The sequence below is a fragment of the Bradyrhizobium japonicum USDA 6 genome (assembly GCF_000284375.1).
Taxonomy (GTDB): domain Bacteria; phylum Pseudomonadota; class Alphaproteobacteria; order Rhizobiales; family Xanthobacteraceae; genus Bradyrhizobium; species Bradyrhizobium japonicum.
Map to the genome: position 1 here is coordinate 3,250,488 of NC_017249.1, position 19,240 is coordinate 3,269,727.

Genomic DNA, 19,240 nt, shown 5'->3' on the forward strand with positions numbered 1-19,240 from the left:
TCCTACATAATCAACTCCAATCGGCACGCGCAGCCCCTCAACTCCGTCACTTTCGAAGCTGATCCGGCCTGCGAGGTTCGCTTCTCCATTTGGAAACGACTCCCAACCTATTGAAATTGTTAGAGGGCGTTTTGAGCCGTTTTTCCAAATGCGCTTTGAAATCGTTGAATAATCAGGCGGATTTTGATTCCGCCATTCGGAGGTTCGATCCCTCCCGCCCCAGCCAATTGATATTGCTCACCAATTCGCAGTCACCGTTGCTCCATTTGGAAAGGGCGGATTCCGCCGTCCGTTGAAGAGACGTCGCTATTTTCGTTCGCCAATATTCAACGTCTTCCAGAAGCTCGAAATCAGTAATCGGACGGTGCTCGCGATTTTCGCACAACGATCGCTCAGGTCCCCTGAGGACAAGCTGACCACCTGATGGATTGAGCGCAGTACGCGTGACGGTCGTACCTTGTGAAAGGATCGCACCAAATGCCACCGCCCTACATTCAGCTCGTTAGTCATTTCATCGGAGCCAACTAGCTGTTTGCTTGAGCCGATGGCGCGAGTCCGCCGAGGGCGACTACCACTGAATAACTATTGCAACGACGATCAACAGCGCGAAAAAGATCGGCAGCAATACCGGAGGTACGAGCCACTCACGAACACTGAATCTATCGATATTCGACATTTGGGACCGCCCTTCAAAACGGCGGGAGCGCAACACTCTCAGTCACCGATAACAGCCAGGAGGACCCGCGGTGATATGAGGGATATGGTGACGCTCCGCGGAATCACGAGGCTGGTCGCTAGTTTAATTGTCGTGGGCAGGTTGTAATCCGATTCCAGAGTAGCCATTTACGTCCTAGCGCACCCAGATCGCTTTCAGCATCTCTTGCCGTTGCGCAAACTTGATCGGACCCAACCATGATCGAGTTTCCAAACTATAGTCGTTCATATGACCGAACGCGCCATGCCGTGCGTTTTTGGGGATACGATAGCGCGCTAGAGGCATCGTTTTTCATAGAGGAAGACGCGCTGAGGCGACTTCAACCCGACGCTCACCCCAATGAATCGGGTTTCCTGAACGCATTCGATTCCAATCGTGATGTGATATGTGCCGCCGCTGCCAGCGTGTACGTCCGTGGCAGCAGGGGTTCTTACGATCTGGTCGCCGCTAATTTTTGAAACGAAGACTCACGTCTTAATGGACGCGGAAGACTCCGTTTACGGCACGTGGTTCGTTACGACTGCCAATCCAGAAATAATCACACAAGCCAGGGAGGGTTGCATGAAATTCCGTCCACTCCATGACCGCGTCGTGGTCAAGCGCTTAGAGGCCGAAGACAAGACAGCCGGTGGCATCATCATTCCGGACACGGCCAAGGAGAAGCCCTCCCAGGGCGAAGTCATCGCCGTCGGCCCCGGTGGCCGCGACGAAGCCGGCAAGCTGATCCCGATTGACCTGAAGGTCGGCGACCGCGTGCTGTTCGGCAAGTGGTCCGGCACTGAAGTCAAGATCGACGGCGTCGACCTGCTGATCATGAAGGAAAGCGACATCATGGGCGTTCTCACTGATCTGCCGGCCGCCAAGAAGAAGGCCGCGTAAGCGCCAGCCGGTTTTCCTTACCCTGAGGATTCGGCGTAGCCGGGTTCTCGAAGGATGAGGCCCGCAATTCAAATCTCATCCCTCAAGAGCTCGCCAGTTGCGCGGCCTTTGGGATCTGACCAGTTGAAAACGGAGATCGCCATGTCAGCCAAAGAAGTCAAATTCGGCGTCGATGCCCGCGACCGCATGTTGCGCGGCGTCGAAATTCTCAACAACGCGGTAAAGGTGACGCTCGGTCCGAAGGGCCGCAACGTTGTGCTCGACAAGTCGTTCGGCGCTCCCCGCATCACCAAGGATGGCGTCACCGTCGCCAAGGAGATCGAGCTCGAAGAGAAGTTCGAGAACATGGGCGCACAGATGGTGCGCAAAGTCGCCTCCAAGTCAGCTGACGCGGCCGGCGATGGCACCACCACCGCCACCGTGCTCGCGGCTGCGATCGTGAAGGAAGGCGCCAAGGCGGTTGCCGCCGGCATGAACCCGATGGACCTCAAGCGCGGCATCGACTTGGCAGTGGACGCCGTCGTCGCCGACCTCGTCAAGAACTCCAAGAAGGTCACCTCGAACGAGGAGATCGCCCAGGTCGGCACCATCTCGGCCAACGGCGATGCGGAGATTGGCAAGTTCCTCTCCGACGCTATGAAGAAGGTCGGCAACGAGGGTGTCATTACGGTTGAAGAAGCCAAATCGCTCGAGACCGAGCTCGAAGTCGTCGAAGGCATGCAGTTCGACCGCGGCTACATCTCGCCCTACTTCGTCACCAACGCCGACAAGATGCGCGTTGAAATGGACGACGCCTATATCCTGATCTACGAGAAAAAGCTCTCCAGCCTGAACGAACTGCTGCCGCTCCTGGAAGCAGTCGTACAGAGCGGCAAGCCGCTCGTTATCATCGCCGAAGACGTGGAAGGCGAGGCGCTCGCCACCCTCGTCGTCAACCGTCTGCGCGGCGGCCTGAAGGTCGCGGCCGTCAAAGCTCCGGGCTTCGGCGATCGCCGCAAGGCCATGCTGCAGGACATCGCGATCCTGGCCGGCGGCCAGGCGATCTCGGAAGATCTCGGCATCAAGCTCGAGAACGTCACGCTCAACATGCTCGGTCGCGCCAAGAAGGTGATGATCGACAAGGAGAACACAACGATCGTCAACGGCGCCGGTAAGAAGGCCGACATCGAGGCGCGCGTGGCCCAGATCAAGGCGCAGATCGAGGAGACCACCTCGGACTACGACCGTGAGAAACTCCAGGAGCGTCTCGCCAAGCTCGCAGGCGGCGTCGCGGTGATCCGCGTCGGCGGCGCGACCGAGGTCGAGGTGAAGGAGCGCAAGGATCGCGTTGATGACGCGATGCATGCGACCCGCGCGGCGGTCGAGGAAGGCATCGTCCCGGGCGGCGGCGTCGCCCTGCTCCGTGCCTCCGAGCATCTCAAGGGGCTGCGCACCAAGAACGACGACCAGAAGACCGGCGTCGAGATCGTGCGCAAGGCGCTGTCCGCGCCGGCCCGCCAGATCGCGATCAACGCCGGTGAAGACGGCTCGGTGATCGTCGGCAAGATCCTGGAAAAGGAACAGTACGCCTACGGCTTCGACTCACAGACGGGTGAGTACGGCAATCTGGTCGCCAAAGGCATCATCGACCCGACCAAGGTGGTTCGTGTGGCGATCCAGAACGCGGCTTCGGTTGCGGCTCTCCTGATCACCACCGAAGCCATGGTGGCCGAGGTGCCGAAGAGGAACGCCGGCGGCGGCGCGCCTGCGGGTGGCGGCGGCATGGGAGGCATGGGCGGTATGGATTTCTAAGTCCAACCTGCAGCGCTAAAAAGCAAGAGAAAGGCCCGGCAGCGATGCCTGGCCTTTCTGCATTGTCTTGCGCCTGATCGCGGTTGCCCTGCTCAATTTGCCACAGGCCGTAATACTGCCACGTCAGTACATGGTTCGGATCGGCTTTCAGCGCGCGCTCGTACCAGACGTGCGAGAAGTTGGAGTCGCCGAGCTTGCAATAGGAATAGCCGATCAGATTGCCCTCGTTCGGGTGATCGCCGTGTGCTCGCCTGCGTATGGGACTGAGTTGAATTGCAGTAACGCTGCTTCCTTCGTCATGCCGGCCGGCGCCAGGCGCCATCCCGCAGTTTCGGAGCGTTTCACGATGCCCACGAATGATCCGAATTTCGGCAGGATAAGCGTCACGACGGCCGAACCTACAACAGCGGTTGCGCGCGACCAAGTCATAGATCGCGTCGCGGATCATCCGTGGGATGAAATGGAAGATCCATGTCCACTGTAGAGTCAGGAACGAACGTATCTGCTACATAGTTTTTATCGACCGAACCAAACCGGATAATAGTGTGCGTATAAATCCAGCCACCCGGCACCCTGAAACGAAATATGGTTTCGTCATACTGACCGGAGACATGATCTTTAAAGACTTCTTCGTGGGTGTGAAGCTTTTGCTTAGGCATGAACGTCTTTCGAGTGCCGCTGCCAATAGCCACCAAAATCAACTGACTTGCCACGCTTCAAAGACAAAGCTGCGAGGCGGTTGACTTGCTCACCGTTCGGACGGCCGTTGTCCCCTCTCCAAGGCCGCTCGTGAGCATACCGAAAAAGGTACGCACCAGCAATGTGGTGATGGATGCCTTTCAGTCGACTATCCAGGCCGTGATGGCAGCGGAGCCGATCGCGCATGCCTCCTCCGAAAGCCATCCGGTCATAGTCGTAGTGCCGAAATCCCTCGCGTGAGCGGCATGTCCCGAGACCTTCTTACGAAACATCCGCCATCTGTTCGCTATGAGCGCCCCTCGCTTGGGAAAAGTCGGATTAGGTTACACCACTCGGCGAAGAGTCACGCCGTCTCATCCGCAGCTGGAAGATGATTGCTAATCAGGCGGCCCTCCAAGAGATCAGAGAGGCGCAAAAGTCAGCCCGCCTCAATTTGGGGTGGTCTCCGTATTTGAGCCCGGTGTCTTCTTCGTACTCCTACCGAGAGAACGGCCAATCTTAAGGTCAAGCCTCCTAACTTGAATTGGCTAGGAACCCAATTAGCTTTATCAGGATTATCGTCCCACTTGGAGGACAAGGTGTGGGCAAAGATAAATCAATGTCGTTTTGGACGCCTGAGAAACTGGGTGAAAAAGCTAAAGAAGACGCTGAGAACGACAACTATAGTCCACCACATTCATGGTGGCCCGGCCGATACAGCGTTGGTACCGAAGCCCGCGACAGGTACGATCGAGCTTTCAACCTTCATCACAGCGACAAGGACGAGTACTAGGCCGCCCCCGTTGGCGGCCTCTTTCATTTCATAACGTCTGGCGGAGGCGGGAGCCCTGAGCCTTTCGAATATTCAGTCCTGTCCCGATCAGGACACTCGATTCAAATTTGGACGGAACGATTGATCTTGGGAGTTCTTGGTCCTCAGCAATCGGTGATTTATCTCCGAAAGCAAGGCCGGCCGATCGGTCGACATTTTGCCCAATGCCCGGCGGAAGGTTTCAAGCGGCCTCAGATGCCATCCACACTGAGGCCGTTTCCTTGGACCCGCAGAACCGGAAATTAGGGCGCTCCTGGAACCAAAGCGGGTGCAAAAAAGGCCCCAAGCCTCGGGTGAAAGCCCGCGCTCGCTAAGAGGCGCTTGTTCTTAGCAACCGGGAGCAAACCGGGCAACGCAAAGAAAACCCGCTCATGGCCGCATGGCGCACAAATGAGTCGACCTGCAGTCGGGCGTACTCTTCTTAGGAGGCGTCTCTCGCTTGCCGAGGCACCGGTGTCAGGTCGCTGATCGGCACCGGACGGCCTCCCAAGCGAAAAGCCCGGCCGTGAGGGCCGGGCTGATCGGCAATATATTCCAAGTCAGGCAATGCACGGAATAAATCGGGGAGAGACGTCGCCGTCTGTTCAAAAAGGAACACCTGAACCGACTATTGGCGGCCGCCCGCGCTCAACTGCGAAAGGCAGAGAATTTCACGAAGGCCCTTTATTTCCAGCAGCATCGCGGGGCAGATACTCGCCGTAGGGCACAGGCGCACACCACCGCAGCGAACGGCGCATCAGGCCATCCCGAGAGTGTCCGTACGCGATTGAGTGAGCAATTTGGTACAGACGCCGATCGCTCGACGTGTCTAGCCTCCTTAACGGGTGAAGCTCAACATGCCTCTAACGCAAGGTGAAAATCATGGAAATCTCCAGGGAGACAAAAGCTGCCGTGCGGCCGGCACTGTGGGGAGCCGTGGCCGGAGCAATTGCTCTGACAATCGTGGGGTTCAGCTGGGGCGGCTGGGTGACGGGTGGGACCGCCGAGACGCTCGCGAAGAATAGTGCTGCGACGGCTGTCGTTGCAGCTCTCACACCCATCTGCGTTGAGAAGTTTCGACAAGCCGCTGATGCGTCGGCGAACTTGGTCGAAATGAAGAAGGCTACCTATGCATGGGACCAGAGCAAGTTCGTCGAAAAAGGCGGTTGGGCCACGATGCCGGGAAGCGCTGAGCCAAACTCAGCCGTTGCAAAAGCCTGTGCCGAATCGCTTGGTAGCCAGAAAGCTGCGGAGCTGCGTGGATAGTCAGGCAAGTTCCGCGGAAATCTGCGCATAGACGAGGGGGCTCTTGCAAAGCTGACCAGACAGTCGTCGCTAGATGGTCAAGCCTCGAAGTTCGTCGTATCGACTTTGAACGAAGAACTCGATGAGGCCGAAATCCGTGAAGCCCACGTCGAGCCGAACGCTTCCTCTCTTGTCATTTCAGTTCCAATTTGCCGCACGCCACGCGGCTTCCAACAGATGAACATCCTTTCAAAATATGGTAGTATGACAGTGTGTTGACGGCCCAGCGAACGAGAGTACGGCCTTGGTGAAAGCGGCGAAGGACTTGTTTGATCCCAGAGCCTTCCTTGCCAAGGTCGGGGCCGGAAAATCGATTGCGAAATTTGGCAAAGGTCGGAACGTGTTCGCGCAGGGAGATGTCGCGGACGCGGTATTCTACATTCAAGAGGGAAAGATCAAGCTCACGGTCGTTTCGGACCAAGGTAAGGAAGCCGTCGTCGGGATTTTAGAGCCGGGACAATTCTTTGGCGAGGGCTGCCTCAATGGTCATCCATTGCGTATTGCCACTACTACGGCAATGGAGTCCTGTGTCATCACGAGAATATCGAAGACGGCGATGATTGCAGCGCTCGAAGGCAAGCCGAAGTTCTCTCAATTGTTCATGGCGTATTTGCTCGCGCGCAATAGCCGGATTGAAGAAGACCTGATCGACCAACTCTTCAATTCGAGCGAGAAACGCTTGGCGCGCCTGTTGCTTCTGCTGGCAAATTTCGGCAAGGAAGCCAGCTCGCAGCCCATTGGCGTCAATATCAGCCAGGAAACGCTGGCCGAAATGATCGGTGCGACCCGATCACGGGTTAGCTTCTTCATGAACAAGTTTCGCAAGCTCGGCTTCATCAGCTACAATGGAAAGATCGAGGTTCATAGCTCGCTTCTGAACGCGGTTCTGCACGACAAGCCCGAGATAGACCGGAAGGACTGACCACTGCGCGGCCAACCGTGCGCATGGCCGATGGCCGGGCCAAACGTTCTTTCTCGCCGCAATCTCGTGGTGCAGATCTCAAGTCAGCCTATGAAATGCCGGCGGCAAGACCTCTCGCACGAGCTCACTTAGATCTAGCGCCTCGCCGCTTTCCGTAATGTCCGAGAACAGAACCTCGACAAAGGGATGTTGCCGGTTGAAGGCGGCTCCCCGCTGGTATTTCGCGCTCACAATCCGTTGGATCGCCGCAAGATTCAGCTTGCCAAGCGCATTGTATTGATCGCGGAACAGACTTTGCCGCCCGCCATGGTGCTCGGCAGATTCGGCCCAGACGTCCATCACTTTGCGGCCCACGAACGCCTCGACGCGTTCAGTTCCATCCCGGGCAACAAGCCGTAGCCCATCCATGCTATGGGGGCCGTCATCGACGCTAAATTGGGTAAGTGACATCATGAGTCCTCCTGCTTTTCCGCGTTTACGCACATCGGCGCTTGGTTGCGGACTGAGCCTCCCTCGTTCTCCCACCGCGACAGAGCGGCAGCGCCCGATCTCGCATCGCCAGGCGTGTCCTCTGTTAAAGGCAGCTTGTTGCGACCGACTTCATTTTTGCGCCTGTGCTCCGTCAATAAGACAAAGCCGGCCCTCCAGTTCTTGAATTTACGGTTTTTCTCAGCGATGGTCGAACCCTTGACGAGTTCGCCGGACGCGGTCGCTCTTGCGCGATGCTGCTGAGATTTGAACATGTGCAGAGCCCTTTCGTTGGAAGTCTCCGCGCACTCCGGCCAATCTCGATGGTTGACCGGATGGACTTGGATATGGGGATCGAAGGGCTGAATAACGAGCCCCAGGCATAAATAAGATTGCCAAAGAAGTGCGCGGATAAGCTTTGCCGTGTGTCTCCGTCCCGCCTGGCAGAAGGGCCGCTGCAGCGGACCGCAATCAGAAACAATTCACTACTATCTTCGACCGCATCGTAGTTGCGAGCGATGGCCTCGGCCGCAATTTGCGGCGAAGAGCGTCCGACCAGAACGAGAAGTCCCTCAGGCGCGGCCTGATCAATGGTGCTGGCATACAGAAACACAGCAATCGCGGCTCGGCGCTGGTTCGCACGCCGAGCTTCTGTTCTGGCGATCCACGGGATTCGCTGCGGGATGGTAAGATAAGCTGTCCGTCCTAGCTTCGGACGCCGAGATGAATGACTCGACAAGCCCAAGAAAAGGATAGCAATTCGAGCAAAAGGGGCGCACCGTTCATGCAAGCTTGATTGACGTCGGCGGTACGCGGGCGGTAATCGAAGCACGCAGTGCTGAACGGTACCTGCGCGCCGAGCGCTTAGATGCGGCGGATGACAGTAGAGATCGAAAGCGCGGCGTTCTGCTGGCGCTTGCCAGCCACATCGCGTTGCTCATCATCTCCAATAAGCTTGCGATGCAGATCGCGCTCAGCCTCGCTGGCATTCTGGTGATGATCGCGGTTGCAACGGTGCTGAGCTCGATCGAACTCAAGCCGAGGCGGCGACATGACGTCATGAAGACCGCGACGTCTGGGTGGCCTCTGGTAAGTGATATTTCATACGGAAAGATCGATCAAAGTCGACCCGGCGAGGTGAGGCAATGGGCAAATTCAAGATAATGGTCGCACGCATCGAGATGATTTCGCCGAACGAACGAGGCGAGGACATCCGTTTGACGTTTCAATTCGAAAGCGGTCAGACCAGTTTTGCCTTGCCAATCTTCCTGAACTCTTGCGAATTCGACGACACCGAAATCGTCGAGGTCGCTCGAAGCAAGTTATATGACGTCTTCCGGCAGCTTTGCAGTCAGTGCGAGGATTGGCAGTTGTCGGACGCCGAGCGTCGCGAGCTCGCAGAGATCAACGTGCGGCCTGCCGGCCAAGGTCGATTAGTCCGCGAATCAAAGAGCTAGTTGTCTAGTCGCCGGTTTGCCCGCTCCTTCTGTTTGGAAAGTCGGCACTTGTAGCTTCTGCCGCCACTGCTCACCGTCATTCCAACAAAGGGAGAATCTGCTGCCTCAGGTTTTTGGACTGATCCTCCCTGTGAAGGCCGCTTCCTTATTTGGAAACGACCGCCAAGCTATTGGAATTGCTAGAGGCCGTTTGGGCCATTTTTTCCAAACGCGCCTTAAAATCGTTAGATAATCAAACTGATTTTGATTCCGCTATGCGGAGGCCCAGGAGAGAAGGTCGGAGTAAGGTTAGGCGAGAGGCAAACTCCAATTCATGCCTCCCAGGTCATGATCAACCGAGATCCTTTAGACCAAAGGCTCTTTTGAGCGGGAAATGCACCTAAACTCGTTTCCTCCGCTGTAGCCCGTTGAAATCACAGCAAATACGAACGCCCTCCGAGCGCACCATAAACCCAAAGCGGCGATACGTCGTCGCAATGGGCTTCACCCTGGGCAAGTATCCAGTTCGGGAAGTTCTTTCTACCACAACGCTCGAGACGCACCCCTCTGATGCGCCTGAGCGATAGCGAGATAAGGTCTGGAAGCTAAGCTACATGTCTGCTTATCGAGCGACAGGAGACAGCCGTCTTTTGATCGGACACTGTCAGCTTTTGACCCCGAGCGGACGTGCGGACGAATCACGCCAAGCTAGGTTTGCTGCTCCGCGGTCTCACTTACCCGCCGCGAGGACAATCCGAGCTTATTGGCAAGCCGGAGATTTCTGGACGGCGGAGATGTCAGTCGACGAATTCAAGCTCACGGACGTTTGATCCGATCCCGGAAATTTGCTTATGTCGGTCGGGCCGGCTAGTCGCTGATGCGTTTTACGCGGCGACCTATCGCGGCGCGTGCAGGTGCGTTCAAGCGATGACTTCGATGATGCCCATCATGCCCTTGTCTTCGTGATCGACTGCATGACAATGGTACACAAATCGACCGACGATCACTGGATCGGTGAACGGAATGAGGACCTTGAGCGCGCCGGGCCCCTGGTCCGTTGCCGGCGGTACTGAAAAAGTGTCGCGCAGACTATCATCGCGCCAGGAAACGCCGCCTACTTCCGTCACCAGGAACGGTGTCTGGTGAATGTGGAAGCTGTGATACTGCTGATCCGTGTTGATCACCGTCCATTCTTCCGTATCGCCGAGCTTGACGGTTTGGTCGGTGCGCGCCTCGTCGACGACGCGGCTGTCAATCATGAATACCTTACGGTCGGCGGTTCGCGAATAAGATAGCGTGCGGCGCCGTGCAATCGCCGCGGCGCGAACGTCGTTTATCCATTGCGGCCCAGTGACCTGCTGGCGCAAGATATCATCCTCGATCGCCGCACTCTGCGACGAACCGCTGGAATGGATGACTGCCAATTGCCTCACCGGTTCCGGCGGCCGCCAGGCTTCGTTCTGAAAAGAAATGGTTCGCATCGGGTACTCCCCTGCCGGCGGACCGATCGCAATGGCGTCAATCCGCTCGCCGGGGCCAATGAAAAATTCGGTCATCTTGCGTGGCTGCGACAACGCGTGCCCATCGGTCGCCACGACGTATAGCGGCATGCCCTCAATACGCAATTTGTAGAAATCCGACGCTCCTATGTGCGCGATGCGCCAAAATTGCATTTCGCCTGGGCGCATGGCGACGGCGGGATTGATCTGACCATTGATCGAAACCATTTCGCTTTCGTCGTCAAACTTGACGTGCTTGATCAGAAAAAAGCGTTCAGGCAAGCCGCGCAGCAGCGGGAAAAGTTGATCAATGCCATCGACGACCAGAGCACCTGACATACCGCCAAGGATCTGATCATTGACGAAGCCGTGCGCATGGGGGTGGTACCAGAACAAGCCTGGACCTTGCTTGCCCGACGCGGGGATGCGCACTTGGTATTGGAACGTATCGCCGGGTTGAATGTGAACGAACACGTTATCGCTGTTGCCCTGTGGCGACACGCTCATACCGTGAAAGTGCAGGTTCGACGCTGTGCCGGCGCCGGTACAAATAGGACCCACGTAGCCAGGACGATCGAGCCCGGAGGTCAGATTGTTGCGGAACGTGATCCGCAGCATATCTCCCAAGCGCGCTCGTAGCATCGGCGGCACATAGGCGCCATTGTAAAGCAGTCCGGCAAACGCGCGACCGCCGAGTTGCACCGATCCGGGCGCCGCCGTAATCGTCGCGTCGAGCACGCCATTGACGCTATGCATCTCCGGCGGCTGGATGAGCGGCTCCGGCTGTGTCGCTTCAGGCTGCGAACGCGCCCCCGACATCGATGGGCCAAGCGACAGCAGACCTCCGGCCGCGGCCGTCGCGCCAAGGAAACGACTAGCGGTTTTGATAAACAAGCGGCGGTCGGGCGTCCAGGACTGGCGCATTGCATCCCTCATCACGCGCATGGCTACCGCCAGACGATATTAGGTATCCTCTATCGGGCCAAATTGCGTCCCGCCATTTGTGGGTGAGCCGGATGGCGGTAGGCGACTAGAATGTGCCGCGACTTACCGTTTGTCACAGCTTTGCAGCCTCCCATCGCAATTAGAGAATGTCCGAGGCGGACAGCTGGAACTTCTGGTTATGGCCCAAGCGGTCGACCCAGCATGTCCGCTAGATGTCCGCTCCTTGGGGGTGAAGCAGACTTGATATGCTCAGGCCGAGTTCTTCCGGGTGTGACCCTGAGCAGACTACGTGACGTTGGTGTGATTGACTATCGGTCGTGATACAGTCTGCCTGTGAGAGGGCCTTATGGTTTTCAAATTTCAGGCCGGCATGAAGATGTACGAAGTCGTCTGGGAGCGCGACGGCGAAAAGCTCCACGTGGCAGTCCTTCACGCGGCGGACAAGGCTGGAGCCATCTCCCGAGCGGAAGAAACCTTCGCCGAGCACCCCCAAATCGACTTTGATCGCAGTGGCACCACGGTGCGTGCTCGCCTCCACAAATTGCGACCCATGGAAGTTTTGTCCTCGCTAGAGCAGGCAGTGCTCGACGCTATTGCGCTTCAGATACCTGAAGCCGCCGATGCGCTAGCTGATCAGCAGGGGAAAGTGCGCGTCACTGCCCGCGAGAACACGGGAGCCGGGTTCTATACCACGCTCGACGTCTCACATCGTTCGCCAATCAAAGAGGTTGCCTCGCCATTGGGCGATGTCGGAGCGACTGTTGTCGGGCTTGAGCATGGGATGGGATTTCTGCTCTGGCTTCGGGATGGCCACATTCATAAGCTGGAGGGCTTCTCATTTGGAGAGAGTACGTCTGGCATCGATTTTGAGCGAGTAGCGTTCGGGGCAGTCGGGCCGCGCACCTGACGATCCGTCCGCCATGTCGCCTCTTGGCCGATTGTGTTGCAAAAGTCGAAAGTTGCAGGGCTCAAGATTTTTCGCGAAAACACTAAGCAGCGAGCGATCGCTGATTCGTATGACCTCAATCGCGTTGCCGAAGTCGCCTGTGAATTTTGCGTGAGGCCGTGAGGTCCCTCGCATCTTGTATGCGAAAGTCGCGCCCACGGCCCGCAGAATTTTGGTCATCGGCGAAAATCGACTTTTGCAACAATATCGGCCCTTAGCGGACGTGACTAACGTTGTCGCTGACTTCCGCTTTACCGGAGATAGCCGACATCATCACCAAATGCAGAGATCGCTTCCGTCGGCCGGAAAGGCGAGGATCGTGGATGCACTGCCGTATCCTCTCGCCGGCATAGGAGCTTGCTCGACGCCTTCGCGAACTCGCGCGTGAACGAACAGTGGATGTATCTGGTGCGGTTTCTGGTGCGCTCGTCGCGCTGAGGGCAGCGGAGAGCAAGCAAGATATTGATATTCTTAGTGGGCCCAGCAGGACTCGAACCTGCAACCAGACCGTTATTAGCGGCAGGATAGCGATCAGCTTCGTTGATCTTGCTGCGTTTTCGTTTGAGTTTAATCGCGCTTGTTCGTCCTCTCGGCGATTTCGGCACTTTGGCCGGTCATGGCGGTCTACTTTCCGGGCGACGTCAGTTCTCATTTTAACCCCGCCATGACATTTGATTTTCGCCTTTTCCGTCTGGCTTCGTTCGTGTTCGTTGCGTTTCGATCAGGTCGTTTCTGTTGCGAAACTGGTGCGGTTCGATATGTCGCGCTTATGAATCGCAGCGGCAATTGCTCTCGATTTCCTATCAACCCGGACGCATGATCCAGGCAACTGCCGTATCCCAGGTAGCCGTGGCGAACGAGCCCAAAATGTCTGCCGATCGGAATGACGCGAGCCCGATTTGCGATGAAGGCTATCGCCGTACTTTGTCAACCGGAGAGCATCCGAGTGACTGCGCGTTGCCAGCATGCGGAAATCGTATGCGATCGAAGCACTTCATGATGGCTGATCAGGATTCAATTCCTTCACGGACATGGGCGTCAGGCCTGACGGGTTCGCTCAGAATCGAGCGTTCTGTCTCGGCAATCGGTGACGACGCGTCAGATGACGTCGCCGACATCTACAATCAGGCCGGTGACGATTACGTTTCTTATGCCGACGGTGATCCTGCGCAGCCGTTTTCCTTTGACGGAGCACATGCCTATGCGGATCGACGGGTCTGGGCCGTACTCGACGCAAAACTGGCTGACCTGCGGGCCTCCGGGGCGAAATCCGTCAGGTTTCTCGATGCGGGCTGTGGGCCCGGTACGTGGCTGCGGCGACTGATCACACGCGCGCACGCGCTTGGGTTCAGCGGCATTACCGCGCGTGGATTTGACATTGCGCAGGCACAGATCCAGCGGGCCCGACTGGCGGCTGGAAATCTCTCCAGCCTTCCCGGCGTGGATCTCACGTTCGACGTCGCAGACCTTATGGACCGGTTGCCGGAGCCCGATTCCTCGGTCGATATCACCCTATGCCTGTATAGCGCTCTCAGCCATCTGCCTGTTGAAAGGCTGACGGATGTCTCGGCAGAGATCGCATGCGTTACGTCGAGGCATTTCGTGACCACTGTGCGTCCGGTTGGCAGCACTCCAACGGCCTTCGTGGAATCTGCAGAGAACGTCCGCCGCTTGAAACATGATCACCTCAAGGACCGGTGTGAAATCTACCTTGGCGACGGTCGACATATGGTATTCGGCTTTCACCTTTTTACTGCAGTCGAATTGCGAAGCCACTTCGCTCGGCATTTCGACGTCGAAGATCTGCGGGGCCTCGACCTGTTCCACAATCGATTCATGCCGGACGCTCGGTGGAATCCAGTGTCGTCGGCGCATGATAGTCATGTCGCCGATGAACTCGATCGGCTTGAGAGGACGTATGACGCGATCCTGGAGTTCATGGATCGGGCCACCCATCTCCTGCTTGTGGCGCGCGGCCGGCGAGGCTTGACACGTGAATCGTCGGGCAGGGCTTAGATACCCGCCTCGCGCTGCAGGCATTCGGCGTCGATCGAATTCATCTGTTTCAGGTTGGGCTCAGGACAAGGAAAGGGTTCTTCGTAGGCGCGCGATTACACCGGGGAAGCCGCGCACCTTTATGATCCGGCCCGTGGCGTCGTAGGTTTCGGACAGCACGTGCGCATGCTGATACACGTCGCTGAGCATCCCCTGTTTCGCATAGGGCACCACGAACTCCTCCTCCACCATCGCAACTTCGAAGAATGTGGTGATCGTCTCACGCAGCGCCGCCAGGTCCGCCGGTGACCTTGCGGAGAGCAGGATCGCGTCGGGGTGCTTTGCGCGGAGCGTGGTGCGGTCCGCCTCGCTAACGCGATCGATCTTGTTGAGGAGGAGGCGCGAAGGAACGATCTCCGCGCCGATCTCGCGCAGTACGTTGTGGGTCACCTCAAGCTGGGATTCGTACGTCGGATCGGATGCGTCGACCACGAATAGCAGAAGGGATGCTTCCAGCGCCTCTGCAAGCGTGGATCGAAACGACACCACGAGGTCGTGCGGCAGTTTCTTGATAAATCCCACTGTATCAGAGACGAGTATGCGCGGTTTGGTCTCCGGCTGCAGAGCGCGCACCGTCGTATCGAGCGTCGCGAAGAGCTTGTCGGCGACCAGGACCTCGCCATCCGTGAGGGCTTGCATAAGCGACGACTTGCCGGCGTTTGTGTACCCGACCAGCGCGACCCGAGGTTGATCGCGGCGTGCGTCGCGACGATGGTCGCTATCCCGCCGGATCGCCTCCAGTTGCTCCTTCAACTCGGCAATGCGGTCGCGGATCTTGCGTCGCTCGAGTTCGAGATCGGATTCTCCCGCACCGTAGCCCTGCCGCCGCTCCCCGGCCGACGACGATTCCCTCAAGCGCGGTCCGATGTACTTCAGCCGCGCCATCTCGACCTGCAACCTCGCCTCCCGGCTATGCGCATGGCGATGGAAAATCTCCACGATCACGCCGGTCCGGTCCAGGACCTGTGCGCCAGTGGCACGTTCGATGTTGCGTGCCTGGTTCGGTGAAATGTCGTGATCGACGATCACAAACGCCGGCTTCGGCGGTGGCTCCAGATCAGGCTCGATTTGCTCGACATTCGGTTTCTTCCTGTCGGCACCTTCAAAGCGCTCGCGGGCCTTTGACTGGCGGACATGTGCCACCGGTCCGACAACGCCGGTCCCGCCAGTGATCGCAGCGAGCTCCTCGAGCCGTCCCTTGCCCAGCACCGTTGCGCCGTCGAGTTCGTCGCGCTTCTGTGATATCGTGCCGACAACCTCGTGCCCGAGCGTATTTGCCAATCGGCCCAACTCTGCAAGGCTCGCGGCATGTGCGTCGTCATCGACGCCCGGGGTCTGGACGCCGACGAGGATCGCACCCGCAACATGCGGCACGGTTCTTGAGATGCGGCGCTCCTCGGCACCGTGGCTGTCTGCGGTCATTGCCATTGGCCTTATCCTGTGCGTGAGGTTCGATCGCCTGACGGAATGCATCGGACAGGTGTCATGATCCCGCCATTCTGGACGATCCGTTGTTGACCCCAACGCGGGCTGGGACGGCTGATCGCGTCTCGCGCACGCCGGGCCGCGCGTTGAACGTGGAACGATCGCTGTCGCGAGCCCTGCCTGCTGGTGCCGATTTAAGAATCCCTGGAACTGCGGATCAGTGTATGGGGATCAGTGTCTGGCGTGAGGGTCTTCGCATGCCGAACGAGCCCTCCATGCGATCGGAGGATTATCGCGTCTGAAACGGGGCGGCATGACACGATCTCACTTGAGAAACAAACGGGCCGGCAGCGTCCACAACATAGGTGAAGCGACAGAAGGAAGCGAGGCGGACAGAGAGGCTCCGATATAATGGCCGTATGAATGAACCCCGGCGAGGGCGAGCGGACCTGTCGGCAAGGGGTATGTCGGCCGGCACATGGCGAAGGTGATGGGCAGACCTCATTTCGTCAGAAATCTGTAGGCGGCGATCAGAGCCACCATGGCTGCGAAAATCAGCAGGGCTGGCACGGATCGTCGGGCGGCTGGCCGGTCGGGAGGGGACGCGGCCAACCGGGCCGGCGGAGGCTCGCCTGGTCGCTCAGGCCGCACGACGGTGTTATCCGCGGATGTCGCGAGGGCTTCCAGTTGCGGCGCCGCGCCAAGACCTCCCATCTCGCTATAATAGCTGGCGTAGACCTCGCGCACCGCCAATACTGTCGACTCGGCTTCGCTCATCCGCTCGAGCCTGGCCCGATAGCTAAGCAAGAACCCTTGCGCATTTGGAGGCAAGTCATCGAAGCTGCCAAGCTTGGCCATCATGAGCCATGTGGCAAAATCCGACTCTGCTTTGGAGCGGGCTTTTCGGGCGATGCGGACGCTTGGGCGTGAGGCCATAATTGTCTGATCGAGTTGCGATGCAAAACCCCGCGCATTCACGGCGTTCGTTGGACGGTTCGCCTAGATGTGCGAGTTGTCTAAACTGGCGTCAAGCGCCTTCACTTTGGGGTTCGCTTGCGTAGCTCCGAAGCGCCCGACGCTTATTATTCTCCTATAATGTTAGCGTAACCCCCATCTGGAAAACATGTTTTGCAACATGCAGCCAAGCGTTATTGTTGTTGATCCATCGCAAGCTTCCTTCCTGGACCGCAAGGATCGTCCTGGAGACAAACGCGACAAAGAACCATTTCGATGTTGTCATGCAGTCGTTAAAGCATGATCCGGACTCCGAAGGGCCGCGTTAGCGCAAAGTGCGCAACGGTTTTCCGAAAAGATCATGCTCAAACAACAACCTAAAGCGCGGTGACGATTCATCCCAATCTGCAAGCTTCGCCGCATCGGTAGACGTTTGGGCCGCCTTCGCTTGCCCTGCGCCCATTCTGTACGTGACAAATGGACAGACAAGTCCAACAACAAGCGCGACGAGAGCGCAACGGCTGATGACGGTGTCGTCAAGAATGGCTGCAAGGCACTTATCAATCCGCCGCGCAGCGATGCGGCTACGAAGTGTCCGGCCACAAAGCCTCGCGACGGCTGGCATACAGGCAGCGAAAATGCTCTTTTGCTCGTTGTTGCCCGCCTCCGCCGGGTGCCTGCTGGCAAGTAGCACCGATGATTGTACCCGGAATTGGCCAAAATATTAAGTTGCCGCCTGATCCTGCTTGTCCGGGCAGCCGATCGAGCGACCCGTAGTTCGATGCGATAGCCAAGTGCAGGCAGCCCGGCTTGATCTCGGCACGTTGCCTGTAGTGACAACGAAGGTTGTGAAGCGGTCCGCGAAACGGTCCGCCGCAAAAATGGACGTTACGCCAAATATTTGAACTCATCGGTGGGCCGGCAGGACTCGAACCTGCAACCAGACCGTTATGAGCGGCCGGCTCTAACCATTGAGCTACAGGCCACGCGAAAGCGGCCGGAGCTATTGAGTGCACTCCCCTTGTCTGCGCAATCATCTCGCCTGCGGCCAAAATGAATCCACGGCGTTGCCGGATTTAAGTCGCATTGCAACCCAGATCACGGCCAACGCTCGTGGTCGGGCAGGGGCGCAACACCGGGGGTTTCCATGTCCGGTCATTTGCGAATTTGTTTTGCCGCTTTTGTATGTCTTGCCGGTCTGTCGACGACGTCTGCGTCGTCGAACACATTTTCCGCATTCCTCAATGCTGATCCCGCGCCAGCCCCCGCGCCCAGTTCCGCGGAAGTGGAGTGCTTGTCGCGGCCCGGCAAGTCGACCGCCGACGGCCAGCACTGGGTCTATCGGGTGGAAGGCCGGCGCAGATGCTGGTACCAGCGCGCCGAAGGGACAGAGACGGTGAAGAAGTCGGTCCAGTATCGCACCGCGAGACATCGCGTCGCGATGGCCGAAGAGAACAAGACCGCAGCTCGCAAGCGGAAGGCGGTGGTGGATGCGCGTGCGGAGCTGCAGCGCTCCGCACCCGAGGATACGTCTCGGCCGAGCCCGTCCGCGCCCGTGCAGGTGGTTGATGCCGGTCCCGTCCTTGCGACCGGGACCGCGACCCGCGTGTCGCCGGTCCCCCTTTTCAAGCGCGACCGCCTCACGGCCGACGGTATCACGCCGCGCCAGGTCGGCGTCCATGCTGACGTCCAAGTCGACGTGGAGGCAATGCTGGCCGCCACGCCGGCCGTCAGCGACGTGGTCGCCGCTTCGGCGACGCCGCTCGCCTTTTCCATCGCCGGCGATGACGGGCAGGGCTGGACCTGGCTTGGCACGCTGCTGATGGTTTTCGGGTTTCTTTCCGTCTTGAGCGCGAGTCGAACCATTCGGTGGGCCGTGCTGCTGCACCAGTTGAGGTCATCATTCGTTCGCCAGGGGCTGCTGCCGGTCAAAGCGCGACCTCGCGGGGAGGTGGTGCGAAGCGGGCATTCGGCCTGAACCGCACGTTTCGGATCGGCTCGAGGCGTCCGCTTTCGGAGATGATGTGAGGGGGCATGATGGAGGACGCCGATGCCCCCTTGATCTGGCTCAAAGCCGACTCCCGCGAGATCATGGCTCGCTGACGGTGCAGCTAGGGTCCGTATCCGCCCAGCTGCTGAACGGCTGGTCGATTGCTTGCCGCTGTTGTCTCAGCGGTTGCGTCGACCAACCGGGGAGCGTGGCCCATGAGTAAGACTTGTTTGCTTGCCGTCCTTTGCGCCCTCGATCTGGCTGTGGCGACGCCCGCCTTTGCCAAGAGGTCGCGTACAAAAGTAGTTACGATCGCCGGTGCTCACCAAGCTGCGTCTCCGGCGGCGAGCTGCAGGATTATCTGCAGGCAGGACCTGTTCGATCGCAACAACAGGAACAACGTGCGGTCCGGTTGGCCTGG

16 protein-coding genes, 1 tRNA gene and 1 pseudogene are annotated in these 19,240 nt (G+C 58.3%); 10 read left to right on the forward strand and 8 right to left on the reverse strand.

Annotated features, from left to right (window positions below):
* Nucleotides 1-912: 912 nt before the first annotated feature.
* The 3 genes from BJ6T_RS43500 (at nucleotide 913) to groL (ending at nucleotide 3,385) form a co-directional block, all read left to right on the forward strand.
* Entirely contained in the window at nucleotides 913-1,173 is a 261-nt protein-coding gene (locus BJ6T_RS43500; protein ID WP_080593865.1) for a DUF1488 family protein, read from the forward strand.
* 103 nt (nucleotides 1,174-1,276) lie between these two features.
* Nucleotides 1,277-1,594, forward strand: a complete 318-nt coding sequence (locus BJ6T_RS15295; RefSeq protein ID WP_028160112.1) for a co-chaperone GroES — start codon at nucleotides 1,277-1,279, stop codon at nucleotides 1,592-1,594.
* A 141-nt stretch (nucleotides 1,595-1,735) separates the two neighbouring features.
* Complete coding sequence (gene groL / locus BJ6T_RS15300) at nucleotides 1,736-3,385, forward strand: chaperonin GroEL (protein ID WP_014493311.1); 1,650 nt, start codon at nucleotides 1,736-1,738, stop codon at nucleotides 3,383-3,385.
* 69 nt (nucleotides 3,386-3,454) lie between these two features.
* Here the strand turns inward: groL and BJ6T_RS49635 are convergent.
* Both BJ6T_RS49635 and BJ6T_RS45615 read right to left on the reverse strand, forming a co-directional pair.
* Nucleotides 3,455-3,623 (reverse strand): annotated as a pseudogene (locus BJ6T_RS49635) (tetratricopeptide repeat protein); the annotation flags it as partial.
* A 187-nt stretch (nucleotides 3,624-3,810) separates the two neighbouring features.
* On the reverse strand, nucleotides 3,811-4,044 hold the full coding sequence (locus BJ6T_RS45615; protein WP_014493313.1) for a hypothetical protein: 234 nt from the start codon (nucleotides 4,042-4,044) through the stop codon (nucleotides 3,811-3,813).
* Nucleotides 4,045-5,756: 1,712 nt separating this feature from the next.
* Here BJ6T_RS45615 and BJ6T_RS15310 point away from each other — a divergent pair.
* Both BJ6T_RS15310 and BJ6T_RS15315 read left to right on the forward strand, forming a co-directional pair.
* Nucleotides 5,757-6,140 carry a hypothetical protein gene (locus BJ6T_RS15310; RefSeq protein WP_014493316.1) on the forward strand — a complete coding sequence of 128 codons (384 nt, stop codon included), beginning with the start codon at nucleotides 5,757-5,759 and terminating at the stop codon, nucleotides 6,138-6,140.
* A gap of 283 nt (nucleotides 6,141-6,423) precedes the next feature.
* On the forward strand, nucleotides 6,424-7,101 hold the full coding sequence (locus BJ6T_RS15315; protein WP_014493317.1) for a Crp/Fnr family transcriptional regulator: 678 nt from the start codon (nucleotides 6,424-6,426) through the stop codon (nucleotides 7,099-7,101).
* A gap of 78 nt (nucleotides 7,102-7,179) precedes the next feature.
* Here the strand turns inward: BJ6T_RS15315 and BJ6T_RS15320 are convergent, their stop codons facing one another.
* A complete protein-coding gene (locus BJ6T_RS15320; protein ID WP_014493318.1) occupies nucleotides 7,180-7,551 on the reverse strand; it encodes a hypothetical protein in 372 nt (123 codons plus the stop codon).
* On the reverse strand, nucleotides 7,551-7,844 hold the full coding sequence (locus tag BJ6T_RS45620) for a hypothetical protein (RefSeq protein WP_014493319.1): 294 nt from the start codon (nucleotides 7,842-7,844) through the stop codon (nucleotides 7,551-7,553). Before BJ6T_RS45620 ends, BJ6T_RS15320 begins: the two co-directional genes overlap by 1 nt.
* A 517-nt stretch (nucleotides 7,845-8,361) precedes the next feature.
* Here BJ6T_RS45620 and BJ6T_RS47955 point away from each other — a divergent pair.
* Both BJ6T_RS47955 and BJ6T_RS15330 read left to right on the forward strand, forming a co-directional pair.
* Nucleotides 8,362-8,733 (forward strand): hypothetical protein, encoded by a 372-nt coding sequence (locus BJ6T_RS47955; protein WP_028156909.1) that lies wholly within the window; start codon nucleotides 8,362-8,364, stop codon nucleotides 8,731-8,733.
* A complete protein-coding gene (locus tag BJ6T_RS15330) occupies nucleotides 8,715-9,026 on the forward strand; it encodes a hypothetical protein (protein ID WP_014493321.1) in 312 nt (103 codons plus the stop codon). Before BJ6T_RS47955 ends, BJ6T_RS15330 begins: the two co-directional genes overlap by 19 nt.
* Before the next feature lie 899 nt (nucleotides 9,027-9,925).
* Here the strand turns inward: BJ6T_RS15330 and BJ6T_RS15335 are convergent.
* Nucleotides 9,926-11,428 carry a multicopper oxidase family protein gene (locus BJ6T_RS15335; protein WP_014493322.1) on the reverse strand — a complete coding sequence of 501 codons (1,503 nt, stop codon included), beginning with the start codon at nucleotides 11,426-11,428 and terminating at the stop codon, nucleotides 9,926-9,928.
* A gap of 367 nt (nucleotides 11,429-11,795) precedes the next feature.
* On the opposite strand from BJ6T_RS15335, the gene BJ6T_RS15340 reads away from it, so the two are divergent.
* Both BJ6T_RS15340 and BJ6T_RS42570 read left to right on the forward strand, forming a co-directional pair.
* Nucleotides 11,796-12,356: a hypothetical protein gene (locus BJ6T_RS15340; RefSeq protein ID WP_014493323.1), complete on the forward strand. Its 561-nt coding sequence runs from the start codon at nucleotides 11,796-11,798 to the stop codon at nucleotides 12,354-12,356.
* A gap of 1,035 nt (nucleotides 12,357-13,391) precedes the next feature.
* Nucleotides 13,392-14,411, forward strand: coding sequence for a class I SAM-dependent methyltransferase (locus BJ6T_RS42570; protein WP_167541695.1), 1,020 nt, complete (start codon nucleotides 13,392-13,394; stop codon nucleotides 14,409-14,411).
* Nucleotides 14,412-14,471: 60 nt separating this feature from the next.
* On the opposite strand, the gene hflX is transcribed toward BJ6T_RS42570, so the two are convergent.
* From hflX to BJ6T_RS15360, 3 genes are all read right to left on the reverse strand, one after another.
* The gene (gene hflX, locus BJ6T_RS15350; protein WP_014493326.1) at nucleotides 14,472-15,878 is read right to left on the reverse strand and encodes a GTPase HflX; all 1,407 of its coding nucleotides are present in this window, start codon (nucleotides 15,876-15,878) and stop codon (nucleotides 14,472-14,474) included.
* A 498-nt stretch (nucleotides 15,879-16,376) separates the two neighbouring features.
* Nucleotides 16,377-16,811, reverse strand: coding sequence for a hypothetical protein (locus BJ6T_RS15355; protein ID WP_014493327.1), 435 nt, complete (start codon nucleotides 16,809-16,811; stop codon nucleotides 16,377-16,379).
* Nucleotides 16,812-17,741: 930 nt separating this feature from the next.
* Nucleotides 17,742-17,816 (reverse strand) — tRNA-Ile (locus BJ6T_RS15360).
* 160 nt (nucleotides 17,817-17,976) lie between these two features.
* Between BJ6T_RS15360 and BJ6T_RS15365 the strand changes: the two genes are divergently transcribed.
* Nucleotides 17,977-18,807 (forward strand): hypothetical protein, encoded by an 831-nt coding sequence (locus tag BJ6T_RS15365; RefSeq protein ID WP_144037998.1) that lies wholly within the window; start codon nucleotides 17,977-17,979, stop codon nucleotides 18,805-18,807.
* Nucleotides 18,808-19,240: the final 433 nt, after the last annotated feature.

Coding starts and splice junctions, on each gene's coding strand:
- BJ6T_RS42570 (WP_167541695.1), top strand. CDS start 13,392: ATGATGGCTGATCAGGATTCAATTCCTTCACGGACATGGGCGTCAGGC.
- hflX (WP_014493326.1), bottom strand. CDS start 15,878: ATGGCAATGACCGCAGACAGCCACGGTGCCGAGGAGCGCCGCATCTCA.
- BJ6T_RS15320 (WP_014493318.1), bottom strand. CDS start 7,551: ATGTCACTTACCCAATTTAGCGTCGATGACGGCCCCCATAGCATGGAT.
- BJ6T_RS15355 (WP_014493327.1), bottom strand. CDS start 16,811: ATGGCCTCACGCCCAAGCGTCCGCATCGCCCGAAAAGCCCGCTCCAAA.
- groL (WP_014493311.1), top strand. CDS start 1,736: ATGTCAGCCAAAGAAGTCAAATTCGGCGTCGATGCCCGCGACCGCATG.
- BJ6T_RS45615 (WP_014493313.1), bottom strand. CDS start 4,044: ATGCCTAAGCAAAAGCTTCACACCCACGAAGAAGTCTTTAAAGATCAT.
- BJ6T_RS15295 (WP_028160112.1), top strand. CDS start 1,277: ATGAAATTCCGTCCACTCCATGACCGCGTCGTGGTCAAGCGCTTAGAG.
- BJ6T_RS15335 (WP_014493322.1), bottom strand. CDS start 11,428: ATGCGCCAGTCCTGGACGCCCGACCGCCGCTTGTTTATCAAAACCGCT.
- BJ6T_RS15330 (WP_014493321.1), top strand. CDS start 8,715: ATGGGCAAATTCAAGATAATGGTCGCACGCATCGAGATGATTTCGCCG.
- BJ6T_RS15310 (WP_014493316.1), top strand. CDS start 5,757: ATGGAAATCTCCAGGGAGACAAAAGCTGCCGTGCGGCCGGCACTGTGG.
- BJ6T_RS43500 (WP_080593865.1), top strand. CDS start 913: ATGATCGAGTTTCCAAACTATAGTCGTTCATATGACCGAACGCGCCAT.
- BJ6T_RS45620 (WP_014493319.1), bottom strand. CDS start 7,844: ATGTTCAAATCTCAGCAGCATCGCGCAAGAGCGACCGCGTCCGGCGAA.
- BJ6T_RS15340 (WP_014493323.1), top strand. CDS start 11,796: ATGGTTTTCAAATTTCAGGCCGGCATGAAGATGTACGAAGTCGTCTGG.
- BJ6T_RS15365 (WP_144037998.1), top strand. CDS start 17,977: ATGTCCGGTCATTTGCGAATTTGTTTTGCCGCTTTTGTATGTCTTGCC.